We start from the raw sequence: 17,734 nt of genomic DNA, 5'->3' as shown, positions 1-17,734 counted from the left end.
ATAAGCGGATTCATTGTTCATTGTTCACGATTGTTTTGGCAACCAGCCCGCGCTTTCGTCCCTCTTCAAGCAAAAACGGCAGCGCCTGATCGAGCGTGTTGGGAACAAGTCCATCTAGTACGGCTTCGCGAACCACGGTTTTCAGCTCGCCCACTTCTTTGGAGGGCGGCAGGCCGAAGGTTTCCATGATGAGTTCGCCCGTTATGACGGGCTGAAAGTTGCGCAGTTTGTCGCGCTCTTCCAGATCGTGCAGCTTCTGTTCGACCTTATCGAAGTTACGCAGGTGTTTCTGGACCTTTTCGTAGTTTTTCGAGGTGATGTCGGCGCGGCAGAGCGCCATCAGTCCGTCGAGGTCGTTGCCCGCGTCGAACAGGAGCCGGCGCAGGGCCGAGTCGGTAATCTGCTCTTTGGTGAGCGCAATGGGCCGCAGATGCAAACGAACCAGCGTCTGTACAAACCGCATGTGCTCGTTGAGCGGCAGCTTCAGGTTCCGGAAAATACGCGGTACCCAGCGGGCCCCCAGGTCTTCGTGGCCGTGAAAGGTCCAGCCTGCTTTCTGGTCGAACCGCTTGGTAGCGGGTTTGGCAATGTCGTGCAACAGAGCGGCCCACCGGAGCCACAGCTCGTTTTCGGGGGCGACGGCGTCTTTTTTCGAGCGGTTGGCAATGTTGTCGAGGACCTGCAGCGTATGGTAAAAGTTGTCTTTGTGGCCTTTCCCTTCTACCGTCTCTACCCCCTTCAGGGCAATCAATTCCGGGAAAATACGCTCCAGCAGCCCCGCGTGGTACAGCAGTTTGAACCCATACGAAGGTGTTGATGACAGAATGATCTTGTTCAGCTCGTCGGTAATGCGCTCCTGCGACACGATGCTGATCCGTTCGTTCATCCTGACGATGGCATCGAAGGTATCGGGCTCGATATCGAAGTTGAGCTGCGACGCGAACCGGATGGCCCGCATCATCCGAAGCGGGTCGTCGGAGAACGTAAGGGCCGGGTCGAGCGGGGTCCGGATGGTTTTCCGTTTCAGGTCTTTCAGCCCGTCAAATGGGTCGAGCAGGGTGCCGAAGTCGGTCTGGCTCAGGCTGATGCCCATAGCGTTGATGGTAAAATCCCGGCGGTTCTGGTCGTCTTCGAGGGTGCCGTCTTCGACAATCGGTTTGCGGGAGTCGCTCCGGTACGATTCCTTCCGGGCGCCGACAAACTCAACCTCCCAGCTGTCGGTGGTGGTCGGGCTGCCGGGCTGGTTTGTTCGCAGCATCGCGGTGCCGAAGTTCGGGAATACGGCAACGGGCGTGCGCAGCGCCTGACCCACGGCTTCGGCCAGCGCAATGCCACTGCCTATGCAGACCACATCGATATCTTTCGACGGGCGACCCAGCACCAGATCGCGTACGAACCCGCCAATTACGTAGGCTTTTACGCCCATCGAATCAGCCTGTTGGGCGATGGTCTCGAAAATCGGGTTTTTATGGAGTATGTCGCTAAAATTCATTTTCGTATAAACTGCACCTCGCCATTTACCCCCAGCCGCATGATGCGGGGCCATCTGGGCATGCCGGGCAGCGTTCCGAACCGCTCAGCGACGAGTGATTCAGCCGCCGGTGGCAGGCTCAGCGACTCGAATGGAATGGTCAGCAAACCGCGGCCAAAACTGCCGATCAGCCGCTGTATGTCGGGATTGAGCGACCGCCGAACGGCCACCGTAGGCGTATCAGCCAGGGCCGATGCAGCCAGGTTTTTGCCCTGATCGTAGACGACAATCAGCGGGTTTTCGGCAAACTCAACCAGATCGAAGGCTACATCGGGCACTTTAGCCACGTAGAGACCCAGCTGATCGGTATGCTGAATGAGCACGGTGGGCTGCAGCTGGGCAGGCAGGCTCGTCCGAAGGCTGAGCAGCGAAAGAACGGCTGCGTCATGAGTCGGATCGGCGGCTACCGACCAGCCGGTTTCGTCGGCGAGGGCAATAAGCTGGCCCTGGCGCAGTTGATAGGCGATGTCGCGGATGCTTGCGGTCATAATGTAATAACCCGCAAAAATACGCCAAGTTTGGCAGAAGTATGCAGTGGTAACCCCCGGTCTGCGGTACCCGACCGGTTGCAGGCCGACAGCCTGGTGGTTGGCGGACGGATCTGATCAGTTACTGGTTTGTCTGGAAAACCGAAAAAGGGCCTGCCAGGCCCTTTTTCGGTTGGGTGAATCAGGAGTAGAGTTTCTTGATCACTTCCTGCTGCGTTCGAACAAAGTGGGGGCGTTCGGCGGGTTGGCTCAGCAGGGTGTCGGGGGGATAGATGCTGGTCTGGGCGTAGCTCTGGGCATACAGTTCATTGCGCTGGCGGGCCAGCAGGTTGCCAGCTGCGGGCCGTTGCCGGAACTCGCGCAGGGCCGCCAGGTCGATATCGGCGGTGGCCGCCAGGCTTTCGCCCTGGGCGGCTTCGGCCAGGATCATACCGCGGGGGTCAATGATTCTGGACCCACCGTTATGGGTCGCGAAGGGAACTGGGCTATCGAGAACCCCGCCCGCGTTAGCCGATACGACATAGGCCATATTCTCGATGGCTCTGGCCTGTTTAGCCACATTTTTCGGACTGACCAGGGGGCTGCTCACTTCGGACGTAGCATGCAGAAGCACTTCGGCTCCGCGCATGGTCAGGCAGCGCGCCACTTCCGGAAACAGAATCTCGTCGGAGGCAATGCAGGCCAGCGTGCCGATGTTTGTTTTGATGACCGGGAAAAGCGAATCGTAGCCGTACGCATCCAGATACAGCTCCCAGACGTCGTGGGGCGTGGGGGTATACATGGCGTTCAGCCGCCGGTAGCGCAGCAGCACATCGCCGTTAGGGCCCATGATGAAGCTGGTCTGAAAGTACAGCTCCGGGAAAAAAGCATCCTGTTCGTAGACGTTGCCCGAAAAATAGATCTGCTGCCGCTGTACCATAGCGCCCAGAGCCTCATACACGCGTCCGTCGATCTCCAGGGCGGCTTTTTCGCGCCACTGTTCCGTGGTTTCGCTAAGCGGTGGACCCGTCAGGAAAGACTCCGGTACTACAACCAGCAGGGTGTCTTTGCCAATGAAGTTGATAGAAGCGGCAATCTGTTGTTCAAGGCGTTCGATGGTTCGAAGCATGGCCGCTTCGGCTTCGTCGCGGGTCTGTAGGGCGTTAACGGTCTGGCAGGTCAGTTGAAGGGCCAGGGCTTTGTATGACATGAGTGAGTGGGATGGGTACCGCCAAAATAACGGCTTTCGCCGATAAAATGACAGGGCATCGGATCGCTCGTGAACAAAAATCAGACAACAATGATTGATAGACTAAGTAAAGACACCCGATCTGAACAACGATTTCCGTTCACACACTGCCCCATGACCGTAGATGTACTGGCTATTGCCGCCCACCCCGATGATATTGAAATGACCTGCGCCGGCACCGTGCTGTCGCTGATCGAAAAAGGCCGAACGGTGGCAGGCGTTGACCTGACCCAGGGCGAACTGGGTACCCGTGGCACGCCACAGATCCGGTTGCAGGAAGCGGCCGAAGGTGCCCGGCTCATGAAACTGTCGGCCCGGGAGAACATGGGGTTCCGCGATGGGTTCTTCCGCAACGACGAAGAACACCAGATGGCGCTGATCCCCATTATTCGGCATTACCGCCCCAAAATCGTGCTCACCAACACGCCCGACGACCGCCATCCCGATCATGGCCGGGCTGCGCAGCTGGTGATTGAAGCTTCGTTTTACGCCGGTCTGCGGCAGATCAAAACAGTAGGCAAAGATGGCCAGCCGCAGGAGGCCCATCGTCCTGATTTTATTTATCATTTTATTCAGGACCGTTCGCTCCGCCCCGATTTTGTGGTCGACATTTCGGCCTACTGGGATCAGAAAATAGCCGCTATCAAAGCCTACAAGAGTCAGTTTTTCAATCCGGACAGCAACGAGCCGCAGAGCTACATTTCGGGTGAGCCGTTTATGAAGTTTCTCGAAGCCCGCACCCGCGAACATGGACACATGATCGGGGCTGAGTTTGGCGAGGGTTTTGTAACGAAGCGTATGCTGGGGGTACAGGACCTGTTCGCGCTGGTCTAGCCCCGCCCCGACGGCGCATTGGTTTGACTGTCAGTGGTTTCGTTGCGGGCTGGTTTTTAACGGTGGGGTTAGGCAAACGTTCATTATAGTTGTACTTTAGCTTCTTCATTACCCGCTTCACTGCCATTGTGTATGAGAAAAAAGCCGTTTAGTATCGACCAGGCTGCCTATGCTAACCTGCTGGCGGGTATTAATAACCTGCATTTTACCGAGCGAAAAGGAAATCTGTCCGATTTTCACCTGTACAGCAACGACCAGTGGCTGGCCGATACGGCCGTTATCGAACAGCTGACCCGGTCGAAAGGGGAGTGGCAGGTCGATTTGCTGTTCGCATCCATTTATAACCCGCTCAAATTTCTGAAGCGGCATATCACTTCCCATGTCTGTCCGAAGCGGGCGGCTCAGCAGGCTCATTTTATGCGTCGACTGGCGGCCAAAGACCAGCGCGGTACCCTGACCGTTTCGGCCGATCAGCTTAACCCCTGTCTCAACTGATCTACCATTCGCTATGCTGTCTACCAAGCAACGTATCCTGAATGCATCCGTCAAACTCTTCAACGAATATGGCGTCGATGCCGTACGGTTACAGCAGATTGCGGAAGAGATCGGGATCAGTGTTGGTAATCTGGCCTACCATTACAAATCGAAAGACGCCATCATCGAATCGGTTTATGAACAGGTCATCGATGAGTTCAGCCATATTTTTCGGCAGTACCTGCAAAGCCCCGATCTGGCCGACTTTGATCAGCAGCTGAGCCTGTACTACCAGTTTTTCCAGGCCAATCAGTTCTACCTGGCCGAATTTTTCAAAGCCAGCACGACCCCGGGCGATCATACGGTGGCCTGGCAGCAGGCAGTCAATAAAATGCTGCTTCAGCTCCGAAGCTGGCTTCTGTTTCATCAGCAACGGGAAGTGCTCAAGCCCGAACCAGCGCCCGGTTTCTATGATCAGCTGGCGCAGTCGCTCTGGATGTCGCTGGTTTTTTCGCCGATCTTCAGCACCATGCGCGGGCTGCCCAGCACCGAAACAAGCTACAAACAGGCCGTCTGGAGTCACATCCGGCCTTATTTCACCGAGCAGGGCCTGGCCGAATACCAGGCCGACGTGGTGCCCCTGCTGAGCTACTAGCCACAAGCCCCCATTTGTCCATCGATTCGTCCTGAAACCTGCTGACAGCGAGGTATGTATCGCCCTGAAAAAGAATTAGAAAAATTTTTCTAATTAAAAATAAAAATTACATTTGTGCTTTATAAAGTTCAATAATTAACTGTACTTAAACCCGTACTTTCATGGCTAATGTACTCTGGCTGCAGGGGGGCGCATGTAGTGGTAATACTATGTCGTTCCTGAACGCCGAAGAACCGACGGTCGTCGATCTGGTGACCGATTTCGGCGTCAATATTCTATGGCATCCGTCCATCGGTTTAGAAATCGGCGATCAGGTCACGCATCTGCTGCAGGACATCCTGGCCGGCCGGGTACAGTGTGACATCCTCGTTTACGAAGGCAGTATCATTCAGGGACCGAAGAATACCGGCACGATGAACTACTTCTGTGAGCGGCCCATGAAAGACTGGGTCATGGAACTCTCTAAAGTGGTAGGGTACGTAGTGGCCATTGGCGACTGCGCCACCTGGGGCGGCATTCCGGCGGTGGCCCCCAACCCGAGCGAATCAACCGGGATGCAGTTTCTGAAAACAGCAAAGGGCGGTTTTCTGGGAGCGAACTACGTATCGAAGGGAGGCCTGCCCGTCATCAACATTCCTGGTTGCCCGGCCCACCCCGACTGGATTACCCAGATACTGGTCGCCATTGCAACGGGGCGGATCGGCGATGTGCTGCTCGACGATTACCACCGGCCCAAGACGTTTTTTACGGATTTTGTACAGACCGGCTGCACCAACGTGATCAGCTTTGCACAGAAAGTTGACGGTGGCTTTGGCAAGCGGGGCGGCTGCCTGTTCTACGAAGTGGGGTGCCGGGGGCCAATGACCCGCGCCAGCTGCAACCGGATTCTCTGGAACCGGCAGTCGAGCAAAACCCGCGCTAACCATCCCTGCCTGGGCTGTACGGAGCCGGGTTTTCCGCACCATGACCTTCAGAAGGGGAGCGTATTCAAAACCATGCATTACCTCGGCTTTCTGCCCAAAGACACCCCCACCGGTACCTCTAAACTAGGCTACTACCTACGGGCAGGTTTCGAAAAAGTGGTCTCCGGTACCGAGCGTACCCTGGGTGTGAAACAACCCCAGTTCGATTCATCCAAATAATGAACCGTTGCGTGATTGACGTAACCCGCCGGTTGCGCTGCTGACGACCTGTCGGCGGTTCATTCATGCATTCACTCCGTAAAGAACAACCAATAATGGCAACCCAGAAAGAACTGAATATTTCGCCCGTAGGGCGGGTTGAGGGCGACCTCGACGTAAAGGTATATATGGAAGATGGCGTGGTAACGCGGGCGCATACGCAGGCGGCCATGTTCCGGGGCTTCGAGAAAATCATGGAAGGCAAGGACCCGCAGTCGGGCCTGATCGTCACCCCCCGCATCTGCGGCATCTGTGGCGGTTCGCACCTGTACTGCGCTTCGTCGGCGCTCGATACGGCCTGGCAAACTACCCTGCCGCCCAACGCGTTGCTGCTGCGGGCCATTGGGCAGGCAACGGAAACCATTCAGAGTATTCCGCGCTGGTTCTACGCCATCTTCGCTACCGACATGGCCAATAAGAAGTTTGCCAACAAGCCGCTCTACGATGAGGTCGTTCGCCGGTTTGCAGCCTACGTGGGAACCTCGTTTCAGAAAGGCGTAACGGCCAGCGGCAGACCCGTAGAGGTGTACGCGCTCTTCGGGGGGCAGTGGCCACACTCCAGCTATATGGTGCCGGGCGGGGTAATGTGCGCGCCCACACTCAAGGACATTACCCGGGCCCATGCCATCATGAACCAGTTCCGGAAAGACTGGCTCGAGAGTATCTGGCTGGGCGCACCCATCGAGCGGTATATGCAGGTGAAAAGCTGGGACGACCTGCTGGCGTATATCGACGAGAACGAATCGCAGCGCAACTCCGACCTGGGCCTGTTCGTAAGGGCCAGTCTGGAGTTCGGCCTGCACAAGTTTGGCCAGGGCGTCGGCAAATTCGTTGCCTACGGTACCTATCTGCATAAAGACCACTATCAGAAACCAACGGTCGATGGACGGAACGCGGCTCTCATCAGTCGGAGCGGCTTCTTCGATGGCACGAACTATAGCGTGTTCGACCACATGAAAATTAAGGAGCACGTGCTGCACACCTGGTTTGAAGACGTGCCACCGGCACACCCCTGGGAAGAGCCATTGCCAACGCCCCTGCCGTCGCAGAACCTGCACAGTACCGATTTCGGCGGGAAATACAGCTGGTCGAAGGCGCCCCGCTACATGGATTACGCGGCTGAAGCCGGGCCCCTGTCGCGGGTGCTCATGAACGCGAACCCCGACAATCTACTGTCGCACCAGATTTATGATCCGCTCTTCGGCGATGTGTACAAACAGCTGGGCGCTAACGTGTTTACCCGTACCCTGGCACGCCTGCACGAGGCCCCGCGGCTGTATACGCTGATTGATGAATGGCTCCGGCAGATCGATCTGAACAGCGAGTTTTATATCAAGCCCGAAGAAAAAGACGGCAAAGGATTTGGCGCCACCGAAGCGGCCCGGGGCGCGCTGGCCCACTGGATCGAGATCGAAAATGGCGTGATCAAGAACTACCAGGTCATGGCACCCACTACCTGGAACGTTGGTCCCAACGACGACCGGGGCAACCCCGGCCCGATCGAAGCCGCGCTGGAAGGTACTGAGATCGAAGACCCACACGACCCCGTCGAGGTCGGTATGGTGGCCCGCTCGTTCGATTCATGCCTGGTTTGTACCGTCCACGCCCACGATGCCCAGTCCGGCAAGGAGCTAGCTAACTTTAAATTGTGAATGAGTGAATGAGTGATTGAGTGGCGCTGGACTATGCTACTCAATCACTCATTCACCCAATCACTCCTCTATGAAAACCGCCATCATGGGTTTTGGAAATCCCGTTCGGAGCGACGACGGGATTGGTTGCTACGTCATCGACCGGCTCCGGGCCACGCTCGGGTCGGTTGATGACGTTAGTTTGTTCGACATGGGTACGTCGGCTTTCGAGGTACTGTTCCTGCTGCAGGGCCACGGGCGCATCCTGATCGTAGATGCCGTCGTAAACACCGGTGAACCACCGGGTACGCTTTACAAAGTGCCGGCCCAGGCAGTGGAAGCGGCCATTCAGGACGATCCGATGGTGTTCTTGCACAGCCTCAAGTGGGACCAAGCGCTGTCGTATGCCCGCAAAATCCTGCGCGATCAATACCCCGACGATGTACAGGTCTACCTGATCGCGGTCGACAATACCCGCCTGGACGTTGACCTCTCCGAATCGGTCCGGGCCGCCGGCGATCGGGTCGTTGACCTGATTCTGGACGATATGGTTCCAGGCTGAATCGCCGATTCGGCAGCAGAGTGAACAGACACGACATGACATCATTGACCAATGGTACGACTGAAAAACAGCCACCTGCATATAGATGCATCGGTAGTCAGGACGGCTTTCGGTAACGATCCGCAGGTGAGTCTGGTGTATTATCCCGACCGGCAGACCTTACTGGTTGCCGGCAAATCGAAAGCGTTTTTCGAGAAGATGCATAAAACTGACTGGGTCGTACTGAAAGACCGGAACCTGCTGGGCGACAAAACAATACTCCTGCGAGAGATCCTGATCGATCACGACCTCGACGATACCGACCGGGAACTCACCTACGACCTGAAGACGACGGGTATTCTATCCGTTCACCTCTAGCGCTTCTGATTCATCATGATTTATCTGACCCTGGCTACCGATAAGCCGACGAGTGTTCAATCCATTATAGATGCCGAATTTCGGCTGAACGAACTGGTAACGGTCTGCTCCTTATCCGAGGCACAGCCCGACAGCCTGGCAATCCGGGAGGGAACCATCGAGCACCCCCTCGACTGGGCGCAGCGGTTACCGCCCGTGCTGTTGCCCAGCCCCCTGCGCTGTACGCCCGATACGCTGCTGGCCGTTGTGTACCTCCACCTCGACAACTGGGAAAACGTATACGAACACGCCCAACACGATCGTCCCCTGGCCGACGCCCTTGACCTGATCAACCGGCTACAGGCGGGCGTTTCGGTTGAATTACCGGCTGCCCCCGTCAATGGGTCCGGGAGTTTTGACACCTATCGGCGGTGGCATAACCGGGCCGTGGCGGCTCACTATGGGCATATCGATACGCCCGAAGAGACCATCCGGCAGGCTTACCAGATGGCTGTCAGCCAGGCGCCCGACGCCGGGCATCGGGCGTTTACAGCCCGCCACTATGCTACCTTTCTGGCCGATCTGGGTCAGCTTGCCGAAGCCGATCAGCTGATAACCGAGGTTACAGAAGCGGATCTGTCTAACGATGCCGCAATCGAGTTGCTGGCTGTGCAGACGAGTATCTGGCTGCAGCAGCTCACCGTTCCGTACGATGAAGCGCTGCTGACCCGAACCAAAGACGGTTTATGGCGGGTGCTGCAACACTACGAAGGGCAGCACCGACTGGCGCAGGTGGGCATGTTGCTCCTCGACGCGGCTCAGGTGGCTAACTTCCAGAACAGCTTTGCCGAAGCGCTGGGCTACCTGAGCCGTGCCATCAACCTGTTTCGGGAAGAAGAGCTGCCCGAACTGGTGGCTAACGCCCAGTACCGGAAAGGGATTTTACTGTACACCTGGGCGCAGAATGGCAATCCGCAGTTTTACCGGCCAGCCATGGAAGCGTATCAGGAAGCGCTCAAGCTGTTTACCCAGCAAAACGCCCCCGCCATCTTTGCCGACATTCAGCATCATCTGGGTGTGATTTACGCCAAGATTCCCGACGAAGCCCGTAAAAAAGGCATCTGGGCCGCTATATCGTCGAGTTCGTTCAAACACGCGCTGGCCTACTATACCAAAGAAGCGTTTCCGTACGAATATGCCACGATCTGCAACCACTTCGCCAATGCCATAACCAACTATCCGCAGGCGGCCCGGTCTGATAATTATGCCAAAGCCATTGGATTATACCGCGATGCGCTGACGATCCGTACGGCAGACCGATACCCGTATGAGCGGGCGCTGACTATTCTGAACTACCTGGAAGCGGGCTGGTACGTCGGCGAAGATGATCCGCAGCACCAACAGGCGCTCTACGCAGATATGGTCCGAAAAGCGCGGGAGGTAAGCAGTCTGGTCGAGGACGAAAACCTGATTCGGGACGCTGACCAGCATCTGCTTAAACTGGCTGATATTCAACGGGATATTTTATCTGTGTAGAGGCAGGCACTGCAGAGCGGTGTATTTGTTGGGCGTGATTAGAAAAATTTTTCTAATCACGCGTCCGTTTTGCGTATATTTCACTAATCAAAGATTAACTTTACCCATTACCAGTTGCTGCCATGCACGAGATATCGCTGGTCCGGACTATTTTCCGGACGCTCGAAGATGAATTTCCGGCTGATATGGACCGGGTTCGGGGTATCTATCTGAAGGCGGGGCTGCTGGCCAACGTACAGCCTATCCTGATGCAGAATGCGTTTCAGGCCGTGGTGGCAGATGAGCCCCGGTACCAGCAGACGAGTCTGCACGTTGAGGTACTGCCGATTCTGATCCGCTGCGACGACTGCGGAGAAACAACCCAGGTAGAACAGTATCGATTCATCTGTACGTGTGGCAAGCCCAGTCGCAACGTCATACAGGGCGAAGAGCTGCTCATCAGTAAAGTAGAATTTGACGATTGAGTACCCGGAACCAGGGATGGGGCAGCCCGTTCAGCCCGCTACCTGGTTTTCAGTCAGCTAATAACGACCAGCCATGACCACCGTAAAACCAAAATCCAATCAGGCCTCTGTCGGGTCTGTACAGTGCGAAAATACAACGCTTAACCTGCTTAAAGTAAACGATTTCGTGGCCCGGGCCATACGCGACCGGCTGCCCGACATACTCGTCATCAATGTCTGTTCATCGCCGGGGAGCGGCAAAACCACCCTCATGCAGGAGACCGGCAAGCGGCTGCGCGACCGACTCAACATGGCCGTTCTGGTCGGTGATCCGGAAACCGAACGCGACGCTATCCGGATGCGGGAGGTAGGCATCAACGCGCTGCAAATCGTTACGGGCGGCATGTGTCACATCGAAGCCCAGATGATCTATCAGGCGCTGGATCATATCGATCTGACGGGAGTCGATCTGCTTTTTATCGAAAACGTCGGCAACCTGGTTTGCCCGGCTGCGTTCGATCTGGGCGAGGACTTGCGCGTTACCCTGCTGGCATCGACCGAAGGCGACGACAAACCCAAAAAGTACCCGCGTATGTTCCTGACCAGCGAGCTGATGGTGGTCTCGAAAGCTGATCTGCTGCCGTACGTACCCTTCAGCGTGGCCAACGTAGTTCAGGACGCCCGCGAGGTGAATCCGGATATTGACGTACTGACTATTTCCAGCCTCACCGGCGAAGGAATCGATGCCTGGTGCGACTGGCTGCTGACGAAAGTAGCCGAGAAAAAAGGGGTATTGACCAGCCCGGTTGCCTGATTGCCCGTACTCGTTCTGTAAACAATAGCCCGGCGTATAGCGGTACATAACTCCATGACGTTTCATCTGCATATCACCGGCCTGGTTCAGGGGGTAGGGTTCAGGCCCTTCGTCTGGCAGCTTGCGCGCGTCATGGAACTTACCGGTACCGTCAGCAACGGGCCCGATGGCGTTCATGTCTACCTGAATGCAGACGCTGATACCGCCCGGCAGTTTAAGCTGCGTATACTGGCCGAAGCGCCTGAACTGGCTCGTATCCAGTCCATAAAAATAAACCCAACCACTCCTCGTCTTTACCCGGACTTCTCGATCATCCACAGCCAGTCGGGGGGGCAGGCGTCTTTACTCCTGACCCCCGACCTGGCCTTGTGTGATACCTGCCGGACGGAGCTGACGGAGTCCGTTAACCGTCGGTTCAACTACGCCTTTACAACCTGTACGCACTGCGGACCGCGGTATTCAATCAGTCATGCGCTGCCGTATGACCGTCCGGCTACAACGATGGCCGACTTTGCCCTGTGTGCTACCTGCAAAGCTGAATATCAGGATCCCGCCAACCGCCGGTACTACGCACAAACCAATTCCTGCCCGGACTGCGCCGTTACGATGAGCCTCTACGACCAGGCGGGGCAATGCGTCTCAGCCGATCAGACGACAATTATTGAGCAGGCTGTGGCGCAGATAAAAACCGGACATACGGTTGCGGTAAAAGGAATAGGCGGGTACCTGCTGCTGTGCGATGCCGCCAACCCCGACGCTATTGCTCAGCTCCGCCGACGGAAGCATCGCCCAACGAAACCTCTGGCGGTGATGTACCCGTCGGCGGAGGCAATTCGGCAGGATTGCTCGTGTCAGAACGACGAGCTGAACTGGTTGCGCGGCCAAGCCTCGCCCATTGTACTTCTCGACAAACTGGCTAAACCGGCCTCGGAACTAGCCTGGGAGGCTCTGGCCCCCGCTCTGGGGCAACTGGGTGTCCTGTTACCCTACGCGCCCCTGTTGGCCCTGCTGGCCCGGCAGTTTGGCAGGCCGCTGGTAGCGACCAGTGGCAATATCAGCGGGTCGCCTATTGCCTACACTGACGAGCAGGCCATTGGTCAGCTACCAGCCGTGGCCGATTATATCCTGACTCATAACCGGGCTATTATGGTGCCGCAGGACGACTCGGTTGTGCGTCTGTCGCGGGTGTACCGGCAACCAATAATGATACGCCGATCGCGGGGTTTCGCGCCGACCTTTCTCCGCGAACCCGGTTCAGGGACGGCCAACGTACTGGCCCTGGGAGCCTCGCTGAAGAGCACGTTTGCCTGGCAGCTGCGGGGAAATACCTACGTCAGCCAGTACCTGGGTGATCTGGAGAGCTACGATACACAAACCAATTTTCGCGCTACCCTGCATCATTTTCTGCGCCTGTTCGACGCCCGGCCCGACTGGCTGGTGGCCGATCAGCACGACGGGTATTTCTCCACGCAGCTGGCTCGCGAACTGGCGACTGGCTGGGGTATTCCGCTCACGCGGGTGCAGCATCACGAAGCGCATCTGGCAGCTGTACTTGCCGAGAATGATGTACTCACCAGTCCCGATCCCGTTCTGGGTATTATCTGGGACGGTACCGGCTATGGCACCGACGGGCAAATATGGGGCGGTGAATTCATGTCGTACCAGGATGGAGTAGTTGATCGGGTTACCCATTTTGATTATTTCCCGGCTCTACTGGGGGATAAAATGCCCCGCGAACCCCGGCTGTCTGCCTTGTCGCTAGCCTACGAAATGCCCGGCGCCGATACCCTGCTTCGTCAAAAATTCACCCATGCCGAGTGGACGTTGTACCACAAGCTACTGACCGCGCATCGGCTCTCGACCAGCAGCGTAGGCCGTTTATTCGATGCCGTGGCGGCTTTGGTGGGGCTGGTTGATCGGGTGAGCTACGAGGGCGAAGCCGCTCTGCTGCTCGAAGAACAGGCTGGCCGTTACGTGCGGCAGTACGGGTTTCAGGCCGCGCGGTCGTATCTGCCGGTGTCATGGACGGGGCCGACTATACCAACCCGGGCTATTATCGGCGGAGTCATGACCGATGTGCTGGCTGGAAAACCCACCGCTGCGATAGCCGCCCGCTTTCATGCCACCCTTGTGGCTACGGTATCGGCGGTAGCCCGGCGTGAGGGCGTTCATCAGCTGGCGTTTAGCGGGGGTGTGTTTCAGAATGCCCTGCTGGTCGACTGGATCCGGCACGACCTGGACGCTGCTTACCAACTTTATTTTCACCGGCAGCTCTCGCCCAACGACGAATGTATTTCGTTCGGGCAGCTGATCCGATCTACCCGGCAATCGGACCAATTCTCACCTGTACAAACCGAAACTGATTATGTGCTTAGCCATTCCCGGTAAAATAAAATCCATTGAATACCAGTACGATGGGCTGGTGCGTATGGCCCAGGTGTCGTTTGGCGGCATCACGAAAGAAGCTAGTCTGGACATGGTTCCTCATGCTGACGTGGGAGACTATGTTCTGGTACATGTGGGCGTAGCCATTAGTGTCGTCGACGAGGAAGAGGCCCAGAAGTCGTTCCAGTACCTGGCCGAAATAGGGGAGCTGGATGAGTTGGTAGAGAGCAGCCAGATTGACCGTAACCACTGATGAAACACCTCAGCGAATACCGCGACCCCGAGCAGGTAGAGCAGTACGTGCAGGAAATTCACCGCACCGTTACCCGCCCCTGGACAATTATGGAAGTGTGTGGTGGGCAAACCCACAGCCTCGTCAAAAACGGCATCCTGAACCTGCTGCCCGAATCGGTTACCATGGTACACGGGCCGGGTTGTCCGGTCTGCGTCACGCCGGTTAACCTGATCGACAAAGCTGTATACCTGGCTGAAGAAAAAGGGGTTATGCTGTGTTCGTTTGGTGACATGATTCGGGTACCCGGCTCCGGCAAGAGCCTGCTCGAAGCCAAAGCCGGTGGGGCCGATGTCCGTATCCTTTACTCGCCCCTGGAAGCCGTCCGGCTGGCCCGCGACAACCCCGATCGGGAGGTAGTATTCTTCGCGGTGGGGTTCGAAACAACGGCCCCGGCCAATGCGCTGTCGGTAGTACAGGCCCACCAGCTGGGGTTGACGAACTATTCGATCCTGGCTTCGCACGTGCTGGTGCCTCCCGCCATGGAAGCCGTGATGAACGACCCTGATACGAACATTCAGGCGTTTCTGGCGGCAGGCCACGTATGTACCATCATGGGCACCGGCGAGTACGCTCCGCTGGCCGAGCGATACCGGCTTCCCATCGTCGTAACGGGCTTCGAACCGGTCGATCTGCTGCACGGTATTCTGATGACCATCCGGCAGCTGGAACGGGGTGAGCACAAGCTCGAAAACCAGTATACCCGCGTGGTTCGGGCCGAAGGCAATCCCGATGCCCGACGGGTTATCGACCAGGTGTTCGAGGTTGTCGACCGGGAGTGGCGCGGTATCGGTACCATTCCCCGGAGTGGCTGGGAGGTACGTCGGGAGCTGGCCAGCTTCGACGCCAATCGTAAGTTTTCGGTGTCTATCGCTAAAGTGCCCGAGTGCCCCGACTGTATTGCCGGGCTGGTGCTGAAAGGAATCCGGAAGCCGAACGAATGTACCCAGTTTGGCACGCGCTGCAACCCCGAACGTCCGCTGGGTGCGCCCATGGTCTCGTCAGAGGGAGCCTGCGCGGCTTATTATCATTTTTCGTCAGCCCTGAGTGACTGTGTCGAATGACGCTCAGTTCGTTGTCATTCGTCCGTTCTTCATACTACCCAACCGATACGCTATGCAACTTGCCTGCCCGATGCCCAAACTGGATTTCGATGTTATCACGCTCGGCCACGGAAGCGGAGGCACCCTGACCCATAAACTGCTCGAAGCGGGCGTGTTCGACCTGCTCAAAAACCCCCTGCTCGACACGCACCACGACGGCGCTATTCTCGACCTGACGGGTAAGACCGCTTTTACGACGGACAGTTACGTGATTTCGCCCCCGTTCTTTCCGGGCGGTACCATTGGCGAGCTGGCGGTCAACGGCACCGTCAATGACCTGGCCATGTGCGGAGCCATACCCCGCTATCTGTCGCTCAGTTTTATTCTGGAAGAGGGGCTGACCATGAGCGAGTTCTGGGCGGTGCTGGTCAGTATAAAAACAGCCGCCGATCAGGCCGGTGTGCAAATCGTAACGGGCGATACCAAAGTGGTGGAGCGCGGTAAAGGCGACCGGATTTTTATCAATACGGCGGGTATTGGAATGCTTCACCCGAAAGCCGATATCAGCGTTGGCCGCGTACAGCCGGGCGATAAACTGATCGTGAGCGGCAACATCGCTACCCACGGCATGGCTATCATGTCGGTGCGCGAAGGACTGGAATTTGAAACCAGCCTGCAAAGCGACACCGCTCCCCTGAACCATACCGTTCGGACCTTACTCGATGAATTTGGTCCGGCAATTCACCTGCTGCGCGATCCGACGCGGGGGGGCGTGGCAACGGTGCTCAACGAGATTGCCCGCGACCGCAACGTTGGCCCGACCCGGATAGGTATCGACATTCAGCAAGCCAGTCTGCCCGTTCTGGAAGAGGTCGCCGGTGCCTGCGAACTGCTGGGGCTCGATCCGCTGTACGTAGCGAACGAAGGCGTTTTTCTGGCTATCGTCGCGGCCGACGTCGCCGAGCGATTCGTAGGCAGGCTGCAAACGTTGCCCTATGGCGAGTCGGCCGCGGTCATTGGCCGTGTTACCACCGAGCATCCCGGTCAGGTTGTTCTCACCAGCCGGATTGGTGGTCGTCGGGTGGTGAGTATGCTGGTGGGCGAACAACTTCCCCGAATCTGCTAATCCATGACCAGCCAGCCGCCCCCTGCCTCGCTACTGAATCTGGCACCCCTGCTTCCCGACAGTCGTGTGTTTCGGGGCGCGTTGGGCAACCCGTTTCTGGCTCCGCGTGGGGTCTGGCTGGCTGGCCGTACGCTCTTCGTAGCCGACACCGGTCAAAATCGGGTCTTCATCTGGCATCGACTGCCCGAAACGGAATTTGCCGAACCTGATCTGGTACTGGGCCAGCCCGATTCGGCCGATACGGGTCGTAATGCCGGTGGCAGCACCGGAGCCAGCACGTTGCAGTATCCGTCGGGGCTCTGGTCGGATGGGGAGCGGCTGGTGGTGGCCGATGCCTGGAACCACCGTGTCCTGATCTGGCTCTCGTTTCCGACCTGTTCGGGCCAGCCGGCCGATGTGGTGCTGGGGCAGCCTGATTTCAACGGTAATCAGCCCAATGTGGGGGGCATCGGAACGGCGCCGAATGCGCAGTCATTAAACTGGCCCTACGGTGTTTTTTCGGATGGCGAGCGGCTCTGGATTGCGGATACCGGTAACCGGCGGGTATTGTTTTACGAGCAGATACCTACCCAATCGTTCGCCCGCGCCGACGGGGTGATTGGCAAGCCGGGCTTTACCGAGCGGGATTATGAAAACCACGAACCCGTCTGGCCCTATTCGGTGCGGGTCGGCCCGGACGGGCAGCTGGCCATTGCCGATACGCAGTATTACCGGACGCTGCTCTGGAACGACTGGCATTCGGCGTTTACGCAGCCCGCCGATGCGCTGGTCGGGCAACCCGACTTCGATGCGAACGGGCAGAACCAGTTTCGGCTTAGCCCCGAGCAGCATACGCTGAACTGGACTTACGATGCTTTTTTCTACAGGAAAGGCCTTCTCGTCGCCGACACCGGCAACAGCCGACTGCTCTGGTTCGAACGGGTACCGCGCGCCAGTAACCCATTGGCCGATGGACTGATCGGGCACGCCAACTTTCAGACCGGCAGCGAAAATGTCAATACCCGCTTCGGTACGGATCGGCAGCTATACTGGCCTTTCTCGATCTGCATCGACGGGGATCGCCTGGCCATTGCCGATACGGGCAACCACCGCGTCGTACTGGGTCGGCTAGTGATAAGCTGAGGCTGGTGCAGATCAGAATAGTCACCGTGGTCCGTGGGGACACGGACCACCTA

At 57.3% G+C, this 17,734-nt stretch carries 18 protein-coding genes; 15 read left to right on the top strand and 3 right to left on the bottom strand.

Features of this window, described 5'->3' with window-relative positions:
* Positions 1 to 10 precede the first annotated feature (10 nt).
* From EQG79_RS03530 to EQG79_RS03520, 3 genes are all read right to left on the bottom strand, one after another.
* Positions 11 to 1,492, bottom strand: coding sequence for a CCA tRNA nucleotidyltransferase (locus EQG79_RS03530; protein ID WP_129599941.1), 1,482 nt, complete (start codon positions 1,490 to 1,492; stop codon positions 11 to 13).
* On the bottom strand, positions 1,489 to 2,019 hold the full coding sequence (locus EQG79_RS03525; RefSeq protein ID WP_077920309.1) for an L-threonylcarbamoyladenylate synthase: 531 nt from the start codon (positions 2,017 to 2,019) through the stop codon (positions 1,489 to 1,491). The genes EQG79_RS03530 and EQG79_RS03525 overlap by 4 nt, the downstream gene beginning before the upstream one ends.
* 181 nt (positions 2,020 to 2,200) lie before the next feature.
* Positions 2,201 to 3,208: a nitrilase-related carbon-nitrogen hydrolase gene (locus EQG79_RS03520; RefSeq protein WP_077920308.1), complete on the bottom strand. Its 1,008-nt coding sequence runs from the start codon at positions 3,206 to 3,208 to the stop codon at positions 2,201 to 2,203.
* Positions 3,209 to 3,361: 153 nt separating this feature from the next.
* Here EQG79_RS03520 and bshB1 point away from each other — a divergent pair, with 153 nt between their 5' ends.
* From bshB1 to EQG79_RS03445, 15 genes are all read left to right on the top strand, one after another.
* A complete protein-coding gene (gene bshB1 / locus EQG79_RS03515) occupies positions 3,362 to 4,081 on the top strand; it encodes a bacillithiol biosynthesis deacetylase BshB1 (protein WP_077920307.1) in 720 nt (239 codons plus the stop codon).
* A 132-nt stretch (positions 4,082 to 4,213) separates the two neighbouring features.
* Positions 4,214 to 4,576, top strand: coding sequence for a hypothetical protein (locus tag EQG79_RS03510; RefSeq protein ID WP_077920306.1), 363 nt, complete (start codon positions 4,214 to 4,216; stop codon positions 4,574 to 4,576).
* A gap of 13 nt (positions 4,577 to 4,589) precedes the next feature.
* Entirely contained in the window at positions 4,590 to 5,210 is a 621-nt protein-coding gene (locus tag EQG79_RS03505) for a TetR/AcrR family transcriptional regulator (protein ID WP_129599938.1), read from the top strand.
* 161 nt (positions 5,211 to 5,371) lie between these two features.
* Positions 5,372 to 6,352 (top strand): NADH-quinone oxidoreductase subunit B family protein, encoded by a 981-nt coding sequence (locus EQG79_RS03500; protein ID WP_077920304.1) that lies wholly within the window; start codon positions 5,372 to 5,374, stop codon positions 6,350 to 6,352.
* A 95-nt stretch (positions 6,353 to 6,447) separates the two neighbouring features.
* The gene (locus EQG79_RS03495) at positions 6,448 to 8,043 is read left to right on the top strand and encodes a nickel-dependent hydrogenase large subunit (protein WP_077920303.1); all 1,596 of its coding nucleotides are present in this window, start codon (positions 6,448 to 6,450) and stop codon (positions 8,041 to 8,043) included.
* A 70-nt stretch (positions 8,044 to 8,113) separates the two neighbouring features.
* The gene (locus EQG79_RS03490) at positions 8,114 to 8,584 is read left to right on the top strand and encodes a hydrogenase maturation protease (RefSeq protein WP_077920302.1); all 471 of its coding nucleotides are present in this window, start codon (positions 8,114 to 8,116) and stop codon (positions 8,582 to 8,584) included.
* A 51-nt stretch (positions 8,585 to 8,635) separates the two neighbouring features.
* Positions 8,636 to 8,941, top strand: coding sequence for a hypothetical protein (locus EQG79_RS03485; RefSeq protein WP_077920301.1), 306 nt, complete (start codon positions 8,636 to 8,638; stop codon positions 8,939 to 8,941).
* A gap of 15 nt (positions 8,942 to 8,956) precedes the next feature.
* Positions 8,957 to 10,456: a hypothetical protein gene (locus EQG79_RS03480; protein ID WP_129599936.1), complete on the top strand. Its 1,500-nt coding sequence runs from the start codon at positions 8,957 to 8,959 to the stop codon at positions 10,454 to 10,456.
* 122 nt (positions 10,457 to 10,578) lie between these two features.
* Positions 10,579 to 10,920 (top strand): hydrogenase maturation nickel metallochaperone HypA/HybF, encoded by a 342-nt coding sequence (locus EQG79_RS03475; protein WP_129599934.1) that lies wholly within the window; start codon positions 10,579 to 10,581, stop codon positions 10,918 to 10,920.
* A gap of 73 nt (positions 10,921 to 10,993) precedes the next feature.
* Positions 10,994 to 11,713: a hydrogenase nickel incorporation protein HypB gene (gene hypB / locus EQG79_RS03470; RefSeq protein ID WP_077920298.1), complete on the top strand. Its 720-nt coding sequence runs from the start codon at positions 10,994 to 10,996 to the stop codon at positions 11,711 to 11,713.
* Positions 11,714 to 11,767: 54 nt separating this feature from the next.
* Positions 11,768 to 14,101 carry a carbamoyltransferase HypF gene (gene hypF / locus EQG79_RS03465; RefSeq protein WP_129599932.1) on the top strand — a complete coding sequence of 778 codons (2,334 nt, stop codon included), beginning with the start codon at positions 11,768 to 11,770 and terminating at the stop codon, positions 14,099 to 14,101.
* A complete protein-coding gene (locus EQG79_RS03460; RefSeq protein WP_129599930.1) occupies positions 14,079 to 14,351 on the top strand; it encodes a HypC/HybG/HupF family hydrogenase formation chaperone in 273 nt (90 codons plus the stop codon). Before hypF ends, EQG79_RS03460 begins: the two co-directional genes overlap by 23 nt.
* Entirely contained in the window at positions 14,351 to 15,454 is a 1,104-nt protein-coding gene (gene hypD, locus EQG79_RS03455; protein WP_129599928.1) for a hydrogenase formation protein HypD, read from the top strand. Before EQG79_RS03460 ends, hypD begins: the two co-directional genes overlap by 1 nt.
* 52 nt (positions 15,455 to 15,506) lie before the next feature.
* On the top strand, positions 15,507 to 16,559 hold the full coding sequence (hypE, locus tag EQG79_RS03450; RefSeq protein WP_240699258.1) for a hydrogenase expression/formation protein HypE: 1,053 nt from the start codon (positions 15,507 to 15,509) through the stop codon (positions 16,557 to 16,559).
* A 3-nt stretch (positions 16,560 to 16,562) separates the two neighbouring features.
* Entirely contained in the window at positions 16,563 to 17,681 is a 1,119-nt protein-coding gene (locus EQG79_RS03445) for an NHL repeat-containing protein (protein WP_129599926.1), read from the top strand.
* Positions 17,682 to 17,734 lie beyond the last annotated feature (53 nt).

This window comes from Spirosoma sordidisoli, assembly GCF_004138325.1.
GTDB classification, from domain to species: domain Bacteria; phylum Bacteroidota; class Bacteroidia; order Cytophagales; family Spirosomataceae; genus Spirosoma; species Spirosoma sordidisoli.
Note: the sequence above shows the minus strand (reverse complement) of the source record. Positions and strands in the feature narration are given on the sequence as shown.

What these genes read in the sequence shown, in the direction of transcription:
- EQG79_RS03530 (WP_129599941.1), bottom strand. Translation starts at nt 1,492, where the DNA reads ATGAATTTTAGCGACATACTCCATAAAAACCCGATTTTCGAGACCATC.
- EQG79_RS03505 (WP_129599938.1), top strand. Translation starts at nt 4,590, where the DNA reads ATGCTGTCTACCAAGCAACGTATCCTGAATGCATCCGTCAAACTCTTC.
- EQG79_RS03445 (WP_129599926.1), top strand. Translation starts at nt 16,563, where the DNA reads ATGACCAGCCAGCCGCCCCCTGCCTCGCTACTGAATCTGGCACCCCTG.
- EQG79_RS03510 (WP_077920306.1), top strand. Translation starts at nt 4,214, where the DNA reads ATGAGAAAAAAGCCGTTTAGTATCGACCAGGCTGCCTATGCTAACCTG.
- hypB (WP_077920298.1), top strand. Translation starts at nt 10,994, where the DNA reads ATGACCACCGTAAAACCAAAATCCAATCAGGCCTCTGTCGGGTCTGTA.
- EQG79_RS03520 (WP_077920308.1), bottom strand. Translation starts at nt 3,208, where the DNA reads ATGTCATACAAAGCCCTGGCCCTTCAACTGACCTGCCAGACCGTTAAC.
- hypE (WP_240699258.1), top strand. Translation starts at nt 15,507, where the DNA reads ATGCAACTTGCCTGCCCGATGCCCAAACTGGATTTCGATGTTATCACG.
- EQG79_RS03525 (WP_077920309.1), bottom strand. Translation starts at nt 2,019, where the DNA reads ATGACCGCAAGCATCCGCGACATCGCCTATCAACTGCGCCAGGGCCAG.
- hypD (WP_129599928.1), top strand. Translation starts at nt 14,351, where the DNA reads ATGAAACACCTCAGCGAATACCGCGACCCCGAGCAGGTAGAGCAGTAC.
- EQG79_RS03485 (WP_077920301.1), top strand. Translation starts at nt 8,636, where the DNA reads ATGGTACGACTGAAAAACAGCCACCTGCATATAGATGCATCGGTAGTC.
- EQG79_RS03490 (WP_077920302.1), top strand. Translation starts at nt 8,114, where the DNA reads ATGAAAACCGCCATCATGGGTTTTGGAAATCCCGTTCGGAGCGACGAC.
- EQG79_RS03475 (WP_129599934.1), top strand. Translation starts at nt 10,579, where the DNA reads ATGCACGAGATATCGCTGGTCCGGACTATTTTCCGGACGCTCGAAGAT.
- EQG79_RS03495 (WP_077920303.1), top strand. Translation starts at nt 6,448, where the DNA reads ATGGCAACCCAGAAAGAACTGAATATTTCGCCCGTAGGGCGGGTTGAG.
- hypF (WP_129599932.1), top strand. Translation starts at nt 11,768, where the DNA reads ATGACGTTTCATCTGCATATCACCGGCCTGGTTCAGGGGGTAGGGTTC.
- EQG79_RS03460 (WP_129599930.1), top strand. Translation starts at nt 14,079, where the DNA reads ATGTGCTTAGCCATTCCCGGTAAAATAAAATCCATTGAATACCAGTAC.
- bshB1 (WP_077920307.1), top strand. Translation starts at nt 3,362, where the DNA reads ATGACCGTAGATGTACTGGCTATTGCCGCCCACCCCGATGATATTGAA.
- EQG79_RS03500 (WP_077920304.1), top strand. Translation starts at nt 5,372, where the DNA reads ATGGCTAATGTACTCTGGCTGCAGGGGGGCGCATGTAGTGGTAATACT.
- EQG79_RS03480 (WP_129599936.1), top strand. Translation starts at nt 8,957, where the DNA reads ATGATTTATCTGACCCTGGCTACCGATAAGCCGACGAGTGTTCAATCC.